At 38.7% G+C, this 17,648-nt stretch carries 15 protein-coding genes, 1 pseudogene and 2 other annotated features; of the genes and pseudogenes, 13 read left to right on the plus strand and 3 right to left on the minus strand.

What is annotated here, in order from left to right; all coding sequences use genetic code 11:
- The first annotated feature begins 146 nt into the window (after nucleotides 1–146).
- The 11 genes and pseudogenes from QNH29_RS09525 (at nucleotide 147) to QNH29_RS09570 (ending at nucleotide 9,577) form a co-directional block, all read left to right on the plus strand.
- Nucleotides 147–941 (plus strand): electron transfer flavoprotein subunit beta/FixA family protein, encoded by a 795-nt coding sequence (locus tag QNH29_RS09525; protein WP_283864550.1) that lies wholly within the window; start codon nucleotides 147–149, stop codon nucleotides 939–941.
- Between the two features lie 12 nt (nucleotides 942–953).
- Nucleotides 954–1,934 carry an electron transfer flavoprotein subunit alpha/FixB family protein gene (locus QNH29_RS09530; protein ID WP_283864551.1) on the plus strand — a complete coding sequence of 327 codons (981 nt, stop codon included), beginning with the start codon at nucleotides 954–956 and terminating at the stop codon, nucleotides 1,932–1,934.
- 82 nt (nucleotides 1,935–2,016) lie between these two features.
- Nucleotides 2,017–2,142 carry a hypothetical protein gene (locus tag QNH29_RS30400; protein ID WP_481858788.1) on the plus strand — a complete coding sequence of 42 codons (126 nt, stop codon included), beginning with the start codon at nucleotides 2,017–2,019 and terminating at the stop codon, nucleotides 2,140–2,142.
- Nucleotides 2,133–2,462 (plus strand): annotated as a pseudogene (locus QNH29_RS09535) (ATP-binding cassette domain-containing protein); the annotation flags it as partial. The gene QNH29_RS30400 and the pseudogene QNH29_RS09535, both read left to right, overlap by 10 nt.
- Nucleotides 2,463–2,594: 132 nt before the next feature.
- Entirely contained in the window at nucleotides 2,595–3,458 is an 864-nt protein-coding gene (locus QNH29_RS09540) for a fumarylacetoacetate hydrolase family protein (RefSeq protein ID WP_283864552.1), read from the plus strand.
- Nucleotides 3,459–3,692: 234 nt separating this feature from the next.
- Entirely contained in the window at nucleotides 3,693–4,445 is a 753-nt protein-coding gene (locus QNH29_RS09545) for an SDR family NAD(P)-dependent oxidoreductase (RefSeq protein ID WP_283864553.1), read from the plus strand.
- A gap of 69 nt (nucleotides 4,446–4,514) precedes the next feature.
- Nucleotides 4,515–5,693 (plus strand): acyl-CoA dehydrogenase family protein, encoded by a 1,179-nt coding sequence (locus tag QNH29_RS09550; RefSeq protein ID WP_283864554.1) that lies wholly within the window; start codon nucleotides 4,515–4,517, stop codon nucleotides 5,691–5,693.
- 96 nt (nucleotides 5,694–5,789) lie between these two features.
- Nucleotides 5,790–6,890, plus strand: a complete 1,101-nt coding sequence (locus tag QNH29_RS09555; protein ID WP_283864555.1) for a TRAP transporter substrate-binding protein — start codon at nucleotides 5,790–5,792, stop codon at nucleotides 6,888–6,890.
- Nucleotides 6,891–7,042: 152 nt separating this feature from the next.
- On the plus strand, nucleotides 7,043–7,501 hold the full coding sequence (locus QNH29_RS09560) for a TRAP transporter small permease (protein WP_283864556.1): 459 nt from the start codon (nucleotides 7,043–7,045) through the stop codon (nucleotides 7,499–7,501).
- The gene (locus QNH29_RS09565; protein ID WP_283864557.1) at nucleotides 7,494–8,792 is read left to right on the plus strand and encodes a TRAP transporter large permease; all 1,299 of its coding nucleotides are present in this window, start codon (nucleotides 7,494–7,496) and stop codon (nucleotides 8,790–8,792) included. Before QNH29_RS09560 ends, QNH29_RS09565 begins: the two co-directional genes overlap by 8 nt.
- 167 nt (nucleotides 8,793–8,959) lie before the next feature.
- Entirely contained in the window at nucleotides 8,960–9,577 is a 618-nt protein-coding gene (locus QNH29_RS09570) for an NUDIX hydrolase (protein ID WP_283864558.1), read from the plus strand.
- A 57-nt stretch (nucleotides 9,578–9,634) separates the two neighbouring features.
- Here the strand turns inward: QNH29_RS09570 and QNH29_RS09575 are convergent, their stop codons facing one another.
- The 3 genes from QNH29_RS09575 to QNH29_RS09585 form a co-directional block, all read right to left on the minus strand.
- The gene (locus tag QNH29_RS09575) at nucleotides 9,635–10,018 is read right to left on the minus strand and encodes a DUF1398 family protein (protein WP_283864559.1); all 384 of its coding nucleotides are present in this window, start codon (nucleotides 10,016–10,018) and stop codon (nucleotides 9,635–9,637) included.
- 267 nt (nucleotides 10,019–10,285) lie between these two features.
- Nucleotides 10,286–11,497, minus strand: coding sequence for a threonine--tRNA ligase (gene thrS / locus QNH29_RS09580; protein WP_283864560.1), 1,212 nt, complete (start codon nucleotides 11,495–11,497; stop codon nucleotides 10,286–10,288).
- Between the two features lie 54 nt (nucleotides 11,498–11,551).
- Nucleotides 11,552–11,773 (minus strand) — a binding site (T-box leader).
- Between the two features lie 39 nt (nucleotides 11,774–11,812).
- Nucleotides 11,813–12,040, minus strand: a binding site (T-box leader).
- Between the two features lie 73 nt (nucleotides 12,041–12,113).
- A complete protein-coding gene (locus tag QNH29_RS09585; RefSeq protein WP_283864561.1) occupies nucleotides 12,114–14,684 on the minus strand; it encodes a rhamnogalacturonan lyase in 2,571 nt (856 codons plus the stop codon).
- A gap of 336 nt (nucleotides 14,685–15,020) precedes the next feature.
- Here QNH29_RS09585 and bglB point away from each other — a divergent pair, with 336 nt between their 5' ends.
- Complete coding sequence (bglB, locus tag QNH29_RS09590; RefSeq protein WP_283864562.1) at nucleotides 15,021–16,106, plus strand: beta-galactosidase BglB; 1,086 nt, start codon at nucleotides 15,021–15,023, stop codon at nucleotides 16,104–16,106.
- 25 nt (nucleotides 16,107–16,131) lie between these two features.
- Nucleotides 16,132–17,445 carry a Gfo/Idh/MocA family protein gene (locus tag QNH29_RS09595; RefSeq protein WP_283864563.1) on the plus strand — a complete coding sequence of 438 codons (1,314 nt, stop codon included), beginning with the start codon at nucleotides 16,132–16,134 and terminating at the stop codon, nucleotides 17,443–17,445.
- Nucleotides 17,446–17,648 lie beyond the last annotated feature (203 nt).

Below are 17,648 nucleotides of genomic sequence, written 5' to 3' on the forward strand. Positions count from 1 at the left end.
AAAAGAGGTCTTTGGTGCCCTTTTGACGAAAAGAAGCTTGCTGAAGGGAATTAAAAGAGGTGTTTGGTCCCTTCGGAAAGAAAAAAGCCCGCTGAAGGGAACCAAAAATAATATACCATCTTAACAATCGTGAGGTGAAAATAAATATGCACATCGTTGTCTGCCTTAAACAGGTACTAGACCCAGAAATTACACCGAAATATTTTAAAATAGATCCCGAAACCAATCGTCCAGATAACAGTGACAGTGATTTGGTACTCGACTCGTTCGCCGAGAATGCGCTTGAACTTGCTATACAGCTTCGTGACAAGGTTCCTGGTGCTACTGTTACCGCACTTTGCCTCGGAGATGAGGAATCGGAGGAGGTACTGAGGAGGGCACTCGCCTTTACCGCGAATGCGGCGGTAAGGGTGTGGGATGAAGATTGGGAAGATCTAGACGGACAGGCTGTTGGCCATATTCTAGCACAAACCATTAAATCTTTAGGTGGTGCACAACTGGTACTTACAGGTTATCAAGCTAGTGATATCGAGGAAGGTCTCGTTGGACCTGTTATGGCTGAAGAGCTAGGAATTCCTTGCGTGACACTTGTTTCAGACCTTGAGGTGGAAGAGAATCGTACAAAGGCTACTGTTGAGGTTGAAGGCGGATATGCGGTTGTAAGTGTTCCATCTCCTGCTGTATTTACCATCATCAGCTCTGAGTCTAACGTTCCAAGGCTTCCTAAAGTCAAGGATATTAGGCTTGCGAGAAGTAAACCTATTGTGCTATTAGAATCAGAAGATCTTAATCTTGATACTGAGCGCTCTCAATCAGGTGTTAAGCTCGAGCGGGCATACGTCCTGAATAGGGAGGTTGCTTGTGATGTCTTGCCCGGTGAGGATGGGGCAGAGCTTGCTGGCAAATTAGCTGAGCGGCTTTTTGCTCTCAAGATTTTATAGGAGGATTCAACTATGTCTAGAATTCTTGTTTTTGCAAATCAAGAGGGGGATGTCTTGAGTTCAGGTGCCAAGGAAGCTATAGCCTTTGGCAGCCGCTTGGCTAGTTCTACTGGAGGCGAAGTTCGTTCCATCACTCTTGGACCTTTCGCAGAGGCTGGAGCTAAAGAAGCAATTGCCAGTGGGGCAAGTATCGCATACACCATTACTAATCCTCTTTTAGCTGAATATGATGTTGAACTGTTTGTTAATAGCATTCATACTATTTTCGAGCAGTCTGGAGCGGATATACTTATCCTGTCCTTTGACAAGATTGGTAAGGATTTAGTTGGCAGACTAGCAGCACGAAATGGTGCCTCTGCTATTACGGAAGTAGTTGATTACACTGCCAACAGTGATAAAATAAGCTGGATTCGGCCAATTTACGGAGATAAGGCGTTTGGTGAGTACACCACTACTCGTAAGAAGGTAGTAGTGGGTATTCGTAAAAAGAGCCAGGATGTGAATGTGGCGGATGAGACAAATAAAGGTGAAATCATTGAAGTCGATTATGCACCTTCAGAAGAGATGATCGTCAGCAAACTGGTTGTGAAAATTCAAGCTGCCTTATCGGACATTCGTTTGGAGGATGCTCGAATCATCATCGCAGGCGGCCGAGGGCTTGGTGGATCAGAAGGCTTTACGGATCTTCAGGTTCTGGCAAATGTACTTGGAGGTACTGTCGGTGCTTCACGTGCGGCATGTGATGCCGGATGGGTTCCTTCAAACCTTCAGGTAGGTCAGACGGGTGCAGTCGTAGCTCCTGATTTATATATTGCAGTTGGAATATCTGGTGCCAGTCAGCACTTGGCTGGAATTACAAATGCCAAGAGTGTGGTGGCAATTAACACAGATCCCGAAGCTCCTATCTTTAAACGAGCAAATATCGGTGTGATTGCAGATTATAAAACTGTCATTCAAGCACTAACAGAAAAACTAAAAAAGGTACTTGTTTAGGAATTTTCCGCATGAAATAATAAAGACATCCTCAATTGAAATAGGTTGAGGATGTTCTTTTTTAAAGGTGGGATAAAAGAATATGGTGGTAAAGCTTGAAGATGTCTACCTATACCGAGAAGGCAATATGATTTTAGGAAATGTTAATTGGCAAATTGATACGGGGGAACATTGGGTACTATTTGGATTAAATGGTTCAGGCAATTAATGGCTGAACCTAAGTTACTGATTTTTGATGAGCCAACTAACGGATTGGATTTTGTTGCCCGAGAGTTGTTGTTAGAATCCATTGAAAAAATTGCTAAAGAACCGCTGGCTCCATCGATTATTTATGTGACACATCATGTTGAAGAAATAGTACCTGTTTTCAATAAAACATTATTACTAAAAGAGGGACAGGTGTTTGCTGCGGGCAAGACAAGTGAAATGATTTCAAATGAACAGCTTACCAAATTTTTCGATCTTCCGGTTCAGGTTAATTGGGAAAACCATCGGCCGTTTGTAACAAGATTACAAATGCAGGTTTAGCATAAACGAAGTTTTCTAATAATAATTATTGGAAAATTTTAAAAAAACAGATAGTATTTATTCAAGTAAGACAGTGAAAAAGTTTCTACTATTATATGCAAGTCTAATAAGGTAAATAGGATGGTGGATGAGATGAAGGTACTTTCTTACTATGAGAATCAACATGTAAAACTAGGGATTAAAACAGATGATGGAATTATTGATGTCCAAGCTGTTTCTGAGAAAACAGGAATTGCTGCACCAAATACAGTTTTAGAAGTTATTGAAGGTGGAGATGAAGCATTACAAGCGTTAACGACAATCATAACAAATTCTGATGAGAAATTGGATGAAGAAAATATTCAATACGCCCCGGCAATTCCGAATGCGGGAAAGGTGATATGTGTTGGTGCTAATTACCGTAAACATGCTATAGAATCTGGTCTTGCTATCCCAGAAGAACCTATTTATTTTGCTAAATATGCCAATAGTCTTTCTGGACATCGTCAGGAAATTTCGGTACCCCAAATGGCTGTAGAAGTGGATTACGAAGTAGAATTAGTAGCGGTAATAGGAAAACCAGCAAAATTTGTTTCAGTTGAAGCAGCTTTAGATTATGTGTTTGGATATGCCGTCGGCAACGATCTCTCCGTAAGGGAACTTCAATTCCGCAGTAATCAATGGCTCTATGGAAAAGCGATTGACGGTTTTGCGCCGCTTGGACCCTATATCGTAACGGCCGATGAGGTTCCTAATCCACAAAACCTGAACTTAAAGTGCTGGGTCAATGGGGAATTACGCCAAGATTCAAACACGGAGGATATGATTTTCTCTACTGCAAAGATTATAAGTGATTTGTCGCAGATTATGACGCTGCAGCCTGGTGACGTCATTTATACAGGCACACCAGAGGGAGTTATTATGGGAATGGAAGAAAAAAACTGGTTAAAGTCTGGTGATGAAATTGTTTGTGAAATTGAGGGTCTTGGAAGACTAGTGAATAAATTAAGAAAATAAGATTAATATAGAATAAATTTAGTAGAATGTTTTCATATAGTAGAAAAAAGACGACTCAAAATCGATTTTTGGATTTTTGAGTCGTTTTTTATTTACTAATTTTATTATTAGATATTTTTTAGTAATAAATTATTGAAAATAAATGAAAAAACAAATAGTTTTTACTCTAGAAAGACTAAATTGAATATTCTAAAATTTCAGTTAGAATAACTAGAAAGAAACTAGGTGAAACGGGTGGATCGAGTAAACCAAAAATTAAAAAATAAGGTTGCAATTATAACCGGAAGTACATCTGGAATTGGAGAACAAACGGCAAAATTATTTGCTAGAGAAGGGGCTAAAGTAGTCATTGTTGGAAGAAGACAAGAACGAGGAGAAAGTGTTGTAAATGAAATCCGTCAAAATGGCGGGGAAGCTATCTTTGTAAAAACCGATGTAACGAATGAAATGGACCTCACCAATATGGTGAATAAAACCATAGGAACTTTTCAAAAAGTGGATATCCTTGTCAATAATGCAGGAAATCTCATTCAAAAACCATTCTCAGAATTAACATCGGAAGATTGGGATCACTATGTCCGCTTAAATTCGTACTCTTATTTTCGAGCAATGCAGCTTGTCCTGCCACACATGGTATCTCAAGAATCAGGCAGTATCGTAAACATTACTTCGGCAGCAGCAATTAATGTTAGAAAAACACATGCACTCTATAGTTTTACGAAAGCTGGAATTACACATATGTCAAAAATTGTAGCAGCAGAATACGCAGATAAAGGGATTAGAGTGAATTGTTTATTACCGGGGGTTGTTTATACTGAAATGATTGCCGATAACCCGAGAACACCTGAGGTGGCTAGAGGGATTCCTTTAGGAAGAATGTCAACACCTGAAGAGCAGGCAAGATCTGTTTTGTACTTAGCATCAGAGGATTCTTCATTCATGACAGGGTCATCCATTGTTACCGATGGCGGAGTGACTGGAATTTAAAACTCGTCAAATATGATGTGCTGCTAAATGAATCATCCTATTATTCTTTAAAAAATGAGGAGGGAAGGCATGGTAAGCCAGACAAATGAGAGGACACAAACTGAATTTCAACAATTGATAATAGACGCAGAGCGAGTAGGTAAACTTGCTGAGTCTGAAGTGGCAGAGATGGAGAAAAACCAAACCATTTCAGAGAATGTGATAAAAGCTTTAAAAGATACACAAATACCTAAACTATTACTTCCAAATAAATATGGCGGTCCCCAGGTAAACTATAGAGAATATTCAGCGATCATTAGAAAAGTTTCAAAGTACAATATGTCTGCCGGGTGGCTGACATTCTTATATACCACCCACAATATTTGGGCAGCATATTTACCAGAAAAAGGCCGGGAAGAAGTCATCAATCAAGGCGGGTTGCTGGCAGATATTTTTTCACCCATTGGAAACGCAGTAGCAGAGGGAGATGGCTATCGTTTATCAGGTACTTATAATTTTGTAAGCGGTGTCCTACACAGTGATTGGGTAGCGGTGGGGGCGTTTATGGAGGTGCCAGAGAGCGGGCAAAAAGAACATGTCGCTTTTAATCTGCCAACGAAAGATGTTCAAATCATTCAGAATTGGGATACGTTAGGTCTTAGAGGCACAGGGAGTAACCAAGTCATAGTAGATAATCTCTATGTTCCGAAAGAGCAGTTTTTACGCTTAAGTGAGTTTGATAGGGTTGGGCGCCCGCTTGATGGGACAGGTTATGATGAAGATTATTTCTTTTTTAATAAACCATTCTTTGTGCCCTTCATCGCAGGGTTTAGTATGGTTGCTCTTGGCGGAGCTCAAAGGCTTTTAGAAGAATTTAAAGAACGTACAGAAAACCGCACGAGATTACGTGGAGTAAGTGCTAAAGAATCCCGTCATCAAGGTGTATTAGCGGAATTAAATCTTCGCTATTTTGAAGCAGAAGGTTTATTGTCCCGTATTATTGAAATGCTAGAAAATTACAATCCAAATGATGGAGATCAACGGGCTGAATTCGCTGCAATTCGAGCGAGAATTATTCATAATTGTACCGAGATTGCCCAAAGAGTTTTGCTGGTACTTGGCGGTTTTGCGTTATATAAGGGACACCCAGTTGAATTATTCTTTAGAGATATGCATGCTGTAAGCGCACATCGATCAAATTTATATGAGGACTCGATTGAGGCATACGGTAAGTCAATATTCGGTTTTGAACATAATGTGGTAGGTTAATAGTCCGTGAAGCTAGCAGAACACAGTGAATAAAAAACTAATTTGTAAGGGTTTACAAAAAATAAAAGCAGTTTTTTAAATTAGAGGAGGATTCGAATGATGAAGCCAATAGAAAAAAAGTGGAAGTTGTTTTTATTCGCTTTTGTAAGTTTACTTGTTTTAACACTTGCTGCCTGTGGGAGTTCGGATAAGAGTTCCACTGAATCAGGTAAGTCAGATGATGATGTGATTGAGTTAGTTGTGAATAGTTGGTTTTCTAGCGATGCCGATGTTCCGAACAATGTTTGGAAACCTTGGGAAAAATATGTGGAAGAAAAGACAGAGGGAAGAGTGAAGGTAACCGTTCACTATAATGGTGCTCTCGCAGCGTCTAATGAAGTATTAGAGGGTGTAAAAAGTGGACTGTTTGATGTCGGTGATACGATAGCACTTTACTATGAAGATTCACAGTTATTTCCATTAACAATTGGAGAGTTACCGTTTGCTGCAGGTGGTGACCCAGATAAAGCAGCAGAAATTATGCAAGAATTCTCTGCAGAATATTTAGATGAAATTTGGGATGGGGTTGTTAATGTAGGTGTGGGTTCCCCGCCGCCAAACCATGCTTTCTCTACAAAGCCGATTGACAATTTGAATTATATGAAAGGCAAAACGGCCCGCGCATCCACTGAACTAGAAGCTTTATTGGTTGAGAGTATGGGTGGAACACCTACACAAGTGAGTTTTGAAGAACTTTATAATTCATTGGATAAAGGAATGATTGAAACATTTTTCACTACCAAAGATGTATTTGCAGCGATGCAATTAGCAGATGTTGCTCCTCACTATTTGGAACAGCCTGTAAAAATTGCGGTAGGAACAGCACTCATGAATGAGGATTTCTATAATTCATTGCCCAAGGATTTACAAACTCTCTTTGCAGAAGATATTAACCCAAAATGGGTAGAGTTATATAAAGAGAATGCTAGAAAAGTCATGGAACGTAATGACGAAGTGGCTAAAATGGCAAAAGAAGCCAGAGGCACTGTGACCGAATTCTCTGAAAAGGAATTACTAGAGTTCCAGCAATATGCCGTTCCAGTTTGGAAACAGTGGGTAAAAAACGCGAATGAAAAAGGTTACCCTGGAGATGAAATGCTTGAACGATATATTCAAATTTCTAGAAAACACGGAGTCGAATTAGAGTTCCTTAAATAATTGGAAAAAAAGTAACGAAGGTGTATGCCAAGTAATTCATACACCTTCGTTTTAATAATTTGGCCTTTTCCTTACGTTAATAATTGATAGATCGAAAAATTTAACTTGAGGGTGATTTAGTGAAAGTATTCTCTAAGAGCGTATTCTATATCATGAATATATTGAAAATCATCGGCATGACTTGTTTGGCCTTAGTAATGTTTATTATATCAGTGGGTGTCATCTCACGCTTATTGGGAAGACCGTTGCTAGGAGTTATTGAACTTGCGGAAATTATCCACTTTGTTGTTATTCTATTTGCCTTCGGGTACACACAAGCAGAGAAGGAACATATCGCTATAGGCTTATTGGTTGATCGTTTTTCACCTAGAGTCCAATTAATATTTGATAATATTGCGCATGTTCTAACAGTTTGTGTTTGCATGGTATTTAGTTATGTTTTCTATTTGATTTCAATGGAAGAGAAGAAAACGAGTTTATTATTAGATTTTCCTTTTATGGTATTAAAAATGATTGTAACAATTGGCTTTTTGGTATGGGGACTAATTGCGCTAAGTCAAATTAGCTTTAAAACACCACCGTCGGAGAAAGAAGTGTCGCCGGATGTCTAGTGAAATGATAGGGATCATCTTCATAATTATTATGTTTCTATTGCTAGCAATAAGAGTTCCTGTGGCAATTGCAATGGCAGTACCAGGGATAGTTGGAATTTTGTATATGAGAGACTGGGTTGTTTTAGTAAACGTTATTGATTTAACAATTATGAAAAACTCACTAAGTTATACGATGACAACAATTGCCATGTTTGTCCTCATGGGAGAATTAATGAACTACTCAGGAATAAGCAATAGTTTGTATGACACCTTTAAAGTATGGTTTGGTAAACTTCGTGGTGGAATGGCATTGGCAACCGTTACTGCAGGTGCGATGTTTGCAGCCTCCTCTGGGTCAAGCATTGCTACAACCGCTTCATTAGGAACAATTGCCTCGAAAGAGATGATAAAAAATAATTATAGTAAGGCTTTAACAAGTGGTTCCATAATCGCAGGTGGATCTTTAGGGATATTAATTCCACCTAGTACCTTTATGGTTATGTATGGTGTGTTAGCACAGCAGCATATTGGGAAACTCTTAATAGCCGGATTAATGCCTGGATTATTATTAACACTTCTTTATATTACTACAGTAGTAATCTATGTAAAAATAAATCCTAATGCCGCGGTGAAAGGGGAGGGAAGTACTTGGTCTAACCGATTTAAAAGTTTATCCAGCATCTTACCTATCGTAATACTGTTCACCTTTGTGATTGGCGGACTTTTTATTGGGTTATTTGGACCAACAGAAGCTGCAAGTATGGGAGCCTTAGGCGCAGTCATTATTGCGCTTATTAAGAGAAAGTTGACATTTAAGGTTATTTTCGGGGTGTTAGAGAAAACGATAAAAACAGTGGGTACCTTATTTGGTATCTTATTAGCAGCACTCATCTTAAATAGTTTTATTGTACAGTCCGGTTTACCAGCGTACCTGAATGATTTTTTAACAGGTTTAACATTAGCACCTGTTTATATCTTTATGATTATTGTTTTGATGTATATTATTTTAGGAGCGTTTATGGATGCAATGGCCGCTATGCTTGTTACGTTTCCGATTGTTTTGCCATTGATAGAAACATTGGGTTACGATCTTATTTGGTTTGGAGTAGTGATGTGTATATTAATGGAGTTAGCATTAATATCACCGCCAATTGGGATGAGCATATTTGTCTTAAATGGTGTAGCGCCAGATCTAGGCTTGAGGCATATTTATAAAGGGGCTTTAGCTTTTTCTATCCCTATTCTTGTGTTAATTATACTAATCTATATTTTCCCTGATATTGTCTTGCTCTTACCAAGTCATTTATAGCAGGGCAGTATCTTGAATATAGGATGAAAACTAAATAAAGAAAGAGAAATAATGGCTTGTGAATCACACAAGTCATTTTCTTCTGTTATAGCTGTTCAATTTTCATAGTGATACAATGTAATGGTTGTATGGTTATTTAATACTGGAACAGCAGGGGGGGAGAATGGATGGAGACGGAACAATTAAAAATTTTTGACGAAAACAGAAATCCTATAGGCATTGCTTCTCGCGAAGATGTACATAGACTTGGTTATTGGCACGAAACTTTTCATTGTTGGTTTATTAGCAAAGAAAAGGAAATGGATTATCTTTATTTACAACTTCGCAGTAAAACCAAAAAGGACTACCCAAATCTTTTGGATATTACAGTGGCTGGGCATTTATTGGCAAGCGAATCGGTTGAGGACGGTGTAAGGGAGATTAAGGAAGAGGTGGGGATTAACGTTCATATTAGGGAATTAATTCCACTAGGAGTCATCGACTATTGTGTAATGGATGGAGATTTTATTGATAAAGAATTCGCACATACTTTTCTGTATAAAAGTGAAAAAAACTTTAATGACTTTAACCTTCAAGAGGAAGTTGCTGGTATTGTAAAAGTGGAATTTAATGAATTTGTAGAACTTTGGTTAGGTGAAAGACAATTCATTACAGCAATTGGATATGAAGTAACTAAAGATGGGAATAAAATTTATTTTGAAGAGCTTGTCGGGAAGGAAAAATTTGTACCACATCAGGCTAAATTTTACAGTACCGTTCTTCAGAAAATAAAAGCACATATTTAATTCTCCATCAGGGCGTTAATCTAAAAAGATTAACGCTTTTTGTGAGCTTTTATAGAACTATTGTTGCAGCGGTTCTACAATTTGTTCGCCATTGATACCAACGTAAGTAGACTTTTTTTCAATAATATTTACGTTATAGGTTATAACTCCTGCAGCAGCCAGATCTCTAAGAAAGTCTAAAAAGGGAAGTGTAATGTTGGCGATGGCTTGTATTGCCTGGTTTCTATTAAAATCATGCGAAATGACGAATTCCACTTGAGGGTCTGTTTTCACTTCAGAGTGCTCGCTTTTGTAGCCGGCTTGACCTGAAGCAACATTGATCTCGTATTGAATGACCCCAATTTGAGACAATTCCTCCAAAAATTCAGCGAAGCTTGTTTTTCCTGTACTTCTTCTTTCGATTATTTTATGTAACTCTTTTTCCGTTAGTTTATTAATCATGGTGGTTCCTCCGTCTAGGGTTTCTGCATATTTTTACCCAAAAGCAGGCTCCTATGCCTAAGTGAGTAATTCCAAATGGACATATGGGTGAAAATATAAAAGATGGAGAATCGTACCCGTGTGGTGAAATTTTAAGTAAAAAGAGTAACGATACTCGGAGTATCATGCCTATGTGGGGGAGTTTTAAGGGAAAAAGGTAACATACTCGCTTCAAATTAAATGAAAAAGGCCCAAAAGAATTAGGATTCTTTCGGGCTGAAGGATATTTTACCTAATAAGGTTCATTTCTTCCATGAACAGTTCAATAATTGCTTCAACGCTCAACACGCCAACGTTTCCTGCTTTTTTCTTTCTTACCGCTAAGCAATGGTTCTCAACCTCTTTATTACCAATCACAAGCATGTAAGGAATCTTTTGTTTTTCAGCCTCTCTAATCTTCAAACCCATCTTCTCATTCCTGTGATCAACTTCCACTCGTATTCCCGCTGATTCAAGTTGAGATTTCACCTGTTCTGCGTACACAGAATGTGAATCAGCAATAGGGATTATTTTTGCTTGAACTGGTGACAGCCAAAGAGGAAATTCCCCAGCAAAGTGTTCAATTAAAATAGCCATGAACCGCTCCACTGAACCATATATGGCTCGATGAATCATAACCGGTTGGTGCAGTTTATTATCTTCACCTACATACGAACAATTAAACTTTTTTGGCATTAGAAAATCCAGTTGGACTGTACCGCATTGCCAGCTTCTTCCGAGTGAATCGAGAATGTGAAAGTCAATTTTTGGGCCATAAAATGCACCATCACCTGGGTTTAATTGGTACTTAACACCTTTCCTTTGCAAAACGGATTCCAGGGCTGTTTCTGCTTGATCCCAAATTACTTCAGATCCCATGAATTCATCTGGACGAGTGGAAAGTTCAACCTTATAGTCAAAACCAAAATGAGAGTAAAACTCATCCACTATTTCAAGGACCTTATCTATTTCAGACTCAATCTGGTCAACCCGTACAAATAAATGGGCGTCATCTTGAGTAAAGGAACGAACGCGTAAAAGTCCATTTAAAGAACCTGATAATTCATGCCTATGGACCAATCCTAGCTCTGCAAAGCGAATCGGCAATTCTCGGTAGCTTCTTCGTTTGCTGTTGAAAATTAAGATTGCTCCGGGACAATTCATTGGCTTAATCGCATAATTCTGTTCATCGACATTACTGAAATACATATTTTCATGGTAATGATCCCAGTGACCAGACTGTTCCCAAAGTTCCTGTTTCATCATGATAGGTGTTTTAATTTCCTGGTAGCCAGCCTTTTTGTGTTTTTTTCTCCATAGATTTTCAAGTTCATTTCGGACCACCATTCCGTTTGGTAAGAAAAAAGGCATTCCTGGCGCCTCTTCCATTGAAGTGAACAGTTCTAACTCCTGACCTAACTTTCTATGGTTTCTTTGATCTGCTTCTGATTGAATAGACATGTTACTTCCTCCTAAATTTTTTGTATATAAAAAAAAGACCACACTCTTCCCAATAATAGGGACGAGTGTGGTCGTGGTGCCACCCTAATTCCGTAAAGTATAGGCTACTTTACGCTCAAAAAGATAACGGATTACCCGAATATAGATACTTTGATTTCCCTATAATAGCTCCAAGGTGGTAAATCATTTCGGTTTTCTACAGGGCTTTCAGCCGGTGACCCTGTTCTCTGATAAAGAAAATGTACGAACGATTCATGTCCTCTTCAACGCTGGATTATATAATTTTTAAATAAAAAAGACCACACCCTCCCCAATAATAGGGACGAGTGTGGTCGTGGTGCCACCCTAATTCCGTAAAGTATACGAAACAGCATACCTTACGCTCAAAAAGATAACGGATTTACCGATTATAGATACTGTGATTCCCTATAATAGCTCCAAGGTGGTAAATCAATTCGTTTTTCTACAGGGCTTTCAGCCGGTGACCCTGTTCTCTGCAAAAGAAAATCTGCGAATGATTCATGTCCTTATCATTGCCTGAATTTGTAAATGAATGTTGAAGAAATAATATTATAATTTTTTCAGTACGTCAATAGTAAAATGCCTATTTTTGTAATTAATTATTTATTCTTTCCCACATTCCAACTAATAATTCAGCTTTGTGTGATAAGTTTAATCTAGCGTTATCAGAAAGGTTAGCTGCGTTTGTGGTTTCGCTAAGTTCAGATTTAAATTTCTCCATAAATTTCAACGCCTGTTCCACAGAACCTTTTTCAAATTGGTGATTCGCTTGTCTGAGTGTATTTTCTAATTTGGCAGCTAACGGTCCAGTTAATTCTCCATTGGCTTGATAATCAGACATCGCTCCTTCTAACACTGACAATACACCAGGTGTGGAAAAGCTTGGGACGGGAACATTTGCCCATTTTGTATCCGAACCAAAGTAGAAGCTTGTATAGGATGGCTGATTATAAGTGGTACTTTGTCTTGCTACTTCGGCACGATATTGAGCATCGTGCATTAACGTATACAATTTGTGGTTTGTCACCTCAGTATTCGTGTAAATACGAATGGCTGAACTATCCGCAGTTCTTACTAAAAGTTCTTCTCTCCAGTCTCCAAAAATATCTGCCACTAAACTTGGGTTGCCCTTTGTACCATTATTAGATCTTGTACCTTCAGCTGTAAGAGCTCTGCCTTTTTGCCAGTCTTCAATAGTGATATCGGCATTACCTGAACCATCTACAATTTGAGTGGTCATATCAGATGCCCATTTAATATTCATGTTCGTACCTGGAGCGGCAGATGAAATTTTTTGGCCGGCTGCTGTCCATAATCCAACCCCTGTATTAGCCCACGTTTCTAAACCAGGCTTGGATGGATCAATATCACCAACCATTCCGCGGCCAGTATCCTTGCCCGTATAGCCTCCATAAATAATCTCACCTGTTTTTGCATCCCGTAATGAATAACCGTACGGTGCCCATGCTCCGCCTTCGTGCACCATAAATATCTCCATTCCAGGCCTGTTCGGATCAATATCCGTTACATGCATCGCATCACCATGGCCAAGTCTAGCCGTGGTACCAGGTGCTCCACTTTCTGCCGGCATGGTATCCATTGAACTGTATAATAAAGAGCCATCATCATCAATGGTCGCACTGCCATAAACGATTTCTTGTTTTCCATCGCCATCAACATCTGCAGCACTTAGGGAGTGTGCACCTTGTGTGGTAAGAGTGCCATATTCCGGATCTGTTCCGTCTCGTCCATGCGGACTATCATTAAATGGATTGGTCATGGGTGTCCAACCGCTGTCAATGGCCCAGTTTTCCTTCAGGTTTTTTCCATCCCAGCTATATGTAACGAGATTGGATCTTGTATAATAGCCGCGTGCAAACACAGCAAATGGTTTGTCACCATCTAGGTAGGCGACATTTGCAAGGAAACGATCGACCCGGTTGCCCGGTTCAATTCTAGCCATGGCATAGTCCCCCCACATAAGACCATCATCATGTCGAGCCGGTTTATAATCGATTGTATCCATTTCTTCGCCTGTTTCCCCATTAAATAAGGTTAAATACTCTGGACCTTCTAAAATAAATCCTTCGAATGCCCGCAGATTATTTCTTGTACTTCGAGAAGGTGCATATACATCCATGAAATAATCGGTTAGTTTTTCGGCATCTTCTTTTGTTAATGGATAGCTATATTGTTGTTCAATTCCAAATGCTTCTTCAACTGTACTTGGCCAATTTCCATTTACTACTTCTTCATGCTGATGCCAGCCCATAAAAATGTTAACCATATGATTATAATAATCTTCGCTGCTCATCCGGTAATCATCTTCATTACTATATCCAGCATCGATATCCTTTTGCAGAAGGGTAATAAATTCTTCAGATGTAACAGTTCCATTCTTATCAAACTTGATAACCTTGGTTCCCGGGGCGGTTTTGAACATAATTTCAGATTTGCCGTCACCATCAAAATCATAAACTAAGAACTGTGTATAGTGTGCACCAGAGCGGATATTTACTCCTAAATCTATTCGATATAACAGAGTTCCATCAGACTTATAACAATCAATATAAGTGTTACCAGTGTATCCTACTTGTGAAACGTCCTTGGAGTTGGAAGGATCCCACTTAACAAAATACTCATATTTACCGTCTCCATCAACGTCACCGACACTCATATCATTAGCGGAATAGGTATAATACTCACCTGCAGGGGTAACTCCATCTGCCGGCTTTTGTAACTGTAAATCAACATATGATTGCTTCCAAGGTGATATGGAAGCACTTTGATCAAGCTCCTTTCCATTTAAGACGGAGCGTACATAATAGCGGGAATTGGATTTACCATTTTGATCGACAAAGTTGGTGCTGTCTTCAACTGTTGCAATCTTTTTCCCATCACGGTATACATTGAAGTTTACCCCAGTTAAACCAGTTTCAGAGTAACCTGTGACTTCATTTGCTAACAATCTCCAGCTTAGGAATACACCCTGTGATGTAGGTGCTGCAACTAAACCTCTGTCAAGATACTCTAATTGGATGCCTGGAAGATTGCTAGTAACATTGTTTTTCTGAATTCCGACAGCAGATACACCCGAAACACCTGTTAAGAGCAGGGGCAAAGTAATTGCGGTAGAAAGGACTTTTTTTGTAAAATTTTTCTTCAAATTTGGCTTCCTCCTTATTGTTGATTAGTGATGTACACGCTTACAAAAGAATTTTATTTTAAATATTCTGAACAATAAATTTAATAATCAGTTCTTTTTAATAAAAAAACAGTGCTATCTTGTAATAAAAATTACAGTTTAAGTCTATTTACACAGCCTAAATGACCTATTATTCTACTATCTGGTATGAAGAGTACCTCAAATCTAACAAATCACTGTTTTTTAATAAATAAAAACTGAATTTTAAATTAAATCCGAAAAATAGTTAAAATATAATGAAACAGTATATACTAGGAATCTTTTAATAAATGTTGCTAACGAGGAGGAATTCATACAATGCATAGACCAGAAATTGAACAAAAAATTGAGCTCCTAATTGATAATTTAATTAACCTAAATGATCCTGATGGGAAATACGCGATCCCTCTTTCGGATGGAAGAAAAATTGATAATAAGAGTTTTAACTATTGGGAATGGACAGCCGGAGTAGGCCTTTATGGAATGATGAAATATTATAAATTAACCAAAAAAGAAGAAGTATTAAACATTATTGTAAGGTGGTTTGATGATCATTTTAAAGAACATCCTGTCGAAAAAAATGTAAACACGATGGTACAAATGTTAACGCTTGCATATTTGTATGAAGAAACAGGCAATCCAACGTACCTGCCTTATTTAGAAACCTGGGGTGACTGGCTTTATCACGATATGCCAAGAACAAAGGATGGTGGAATCCAGCACGTTGTTTTTGGAAATGAAAATTACCAGCAATTATGGGATGACACCTTAATGATGAGTGTTTTGCCTTTAACTAAGATTGGTTTATTGCTAGATAAGCCGGAATATATAGAAGAGGCAAAAAAACAATTTTTAATACATATTAAATACTTATTTGATAAGAAAACGGGATTGTGGTTCCATGGCTGGACCTTCGAAGGCAATCACAATTTTGCGGAAGCATTGTGGGGTCGCGGGAACTCATGGATTACGATTGCCATTCCCGAATTTTTAGATTTAGTAGAACTCCCTGAGAATGACCCAGTACGACAAGTGTTGATTGATACACTCGAAAGGCAATTAGAAGCATTGGAAACATGCCAAAATGAAAACGGTTTATGGCATACCTTGCTGCTTGATCCAACATCGTATGTCGAGGCATCTTGTACGGCTGGTTTTGCCTTTGGAACATTAAGAAGTGTCCGTAAACGCTATGTCGACAAAAAATACATCAATATGGGAGTAAAGGCAATAAAGGCTGTGATTGAAAATATTGATGAAACTGGTGAATTGCAGCATGTTTCTGCTGGAACGGCAATGGGGGAAACACAAGATTTTTACAAACAAATTCCTGTTACGGCCATGCCTTATGGACAATCAATGGCGATACTCTCATTAGTTGAATACCTGTATCACAGAATATAAGAATAAGAGATATCGGGGGAAGACCATGAATAAAATTGTTGTTTGTGGATTAAGTAATCGAGCATTAGGAATGTTTATTAATTCTATTGTTAATCATTTTGGCTCCAATAACCAAATTGTTGGCGTACTAGACAGTGACCCAAGAAGAATTGAAATTTGCAAGGATAGTTTCGAAGAATTAAAGTCTGTTCCCTCTTATCATCCAGACCAATTCCAACAAATGATTAGCGAAACAACTCCTGATACTGTTATTGTAACAAGCCGAGATGATACTCATATCGATTATATTTTACTTGGCTTAGAGAATGATTTGACTGTTATAACAGAAAAACCAATGGTGACAAAAGCAGCGGATGCAAGGAGAGTAATAGAAGCAGAAAAGAATAGCAGGGGAAAAGTAATTGTCGCCTTTAACTATCGTTATAATCCGTTTCACCGAAAAATAAAAGAACTGATTTTAGAAGGGAAAATCGGCAAAGTCACTTCAGTTGATCTGAATTGGTATATTGATACTTATCATGGCGCCAGCTACTTCAAACGGTGGAACCGCAACCGAAATTTTTCAGGTGGATTATCGATTCATAAATCGACACATCATTTTGACCTAGTCAATTGGTGGCTGGATCAAAATCCAGAAGAAGTGTTTGCCTATGGAGCCTTAAACTACTTCGGTAAAGACGGAGAATTTAATCCAAGTACGACCGACAACCGCTATTGTAGTACATGCGTTGAAAGGCTCTCATGTGCATACTATATGCGCTGGTCAAACCGTAGAAATAGTTTAGCAGTTAAAGATGACCATATTCAAGCAGACAGCATAGAAAAGTCGGCCCAAAACTATACCCATTATCGTCCTGATGCGTGTATCTTTGATTACGAAATTGAAATCGAAGATACGTATGTAGCCACTGTTAAATATGATAAAGGTGCTTTCTTAAGCTATTCCGTAAACTTTTCACTTCCATATGAAGGCTACCGTTTAGCCATTAACGGAACAAAAGGAAGAATTGAAACAACTGAATTTCACGAACCAAGCCGAATTCCATTTTCGGTTCCAGAACAAACCATTGAGTTCTTTCCACTATTTGGCGGGGCTAAAGAGACGATTCAAGTTCTCCAAACTGGAGGGGGACACGGCGGCGGCGACCCAGTATTGTTAGAGGATCTCTTCATGGGAGTCGATCAGACTCGCTCTTACTCCATTTTAGCGGGTGCTGAGGCAGGAGCATACTCCATTGCCGTTGGTGAAGGTGTATGGCGTTCCGTGAAAGAAAATAAGCCAATGAAGATTAAAGAATTATTGAAAAGTAACGTAAATTTCTCAAAGGCTGTGTTATAGAGTTTTTGATTACCCTCGAAGCAGGAAAATCGAGATAGGGGGACCCAAAGAATGGTTTTGGTTACCGTTGAAGCAGGAAAATCGAGATAGAAGGAACCAAAGAATGGTTTTGGTTACCGTTGAAGCAGGGAAATCAAGGTAGAGGGAATCAAGAGGTGTTTTGGTTACCATCGAAGCAGGAAAATCAAGATAGAGGGAATCAA

Origin of the sequence: Neobacillus sp. DY30, assembly GCF_030123065.1 — a bacterium.
Taxonomy (GTDB): Bacteria; Bacillota; Bacilli; order Bacillales; family Cytobacillaceae; genus Neobacillus.

What these genes read in the sequence shown, in the direction of transcription:
- QNH29_RS09525 (WP_283864550.1), top strand. Translation starts at nt 147, where the DNA reads ATGCACATCGTTGTCTGCCTTAAACAGGTACTAGACCCAGAAATTACA.
- QNH29_RS09530 (WP_283864551.1), top strand. Translation starts at nt 954, where the DNA reads ATGTCTAGAATTCTTGTTTTTGCAAATCAAGAGGGGGATGTCTTGAGT.
- QNH29_RS30400 (WP_481858788.1), top strand. Translation starts at nt 2,017, where the DNA reads ATGGTGGTAAAGCTTGAAGATGTCTACCTATACCGAGAAGGCAATATG.
- QNH29_RS09540 (WP_283864552.1), top strand. Translation starts at nt 2,595, where the DNA reads ATGAAGGTACTTTCTTACTATGAGAATCAACATGTAAAACTAGGGATT.
- QNH29_RS09550 (WP_283864554.1), top strand. Translation starts at nt 4,515, where the DNA reads ATGGTAAGCCAGACAAATGAGAGGACACAAACTGAATTTCAACAATTG.
- QNH29_RS09555 (WP_283864555.1), top strand. Translation starts at nt 5,790, where the DNA reads ATGATGAAGCCAATAGAAAAAAAGTGGAAGTTGTTTTTATTCGCTTTT.
- QNH29_RS09560 (WP_283864556.1), top strand. Translation starts at nt 7,043, where the DNA reads ATGAATATATTGAAAATCATCGGCATGACTTGTTTGGCCTTAGTAATG.
- QNH29_RS09565 (WP_283864557.1), top strand. Translation starts at nt 7,494, where the DNA reads ATGTCTAGTGAAATGATAGGGATCATCTTCATAATTATTATGTTTCTA.
- QNH29_RS09570 (WP_283864558.1), top strand. Translation starts at nt 8,960, where the DNA reads ATGGAGACGGAACAATTAAAAATTTTTGACGAAAACAGAAATCCTATA.
- QNH29_RS09575 (WP_283864559.1), bottom strand. Translation starts at nt 10,018, where the DNA reads ATGATTAATAAACTAACGGAAAAAGAGTTACATAAAATAATCGAAAGA.
- thrS (WP_283864560.1), bottom strand. Translation starts at nt 11,497, where the DNA reads ATGTCTATTCAATCAGAAGCAGATCAAAGAAACCATAGAAAGTTAGGT.
- bglB (WP_283864562.1), top strand. Translation starts at nt 15,021, where the DNA reads ATGCATAGACCAGAAATTGAACAAAAAATTGAGCTCCTAATTGATAAT.
- QNH29_RS09595 (WP_283864563.1), top strand. Translation starts at nt 16,132, where the DNA reads ATGAATAAAATTGTTGTTTGTGGATTAAGTAATCGAGCATTAGGAATG.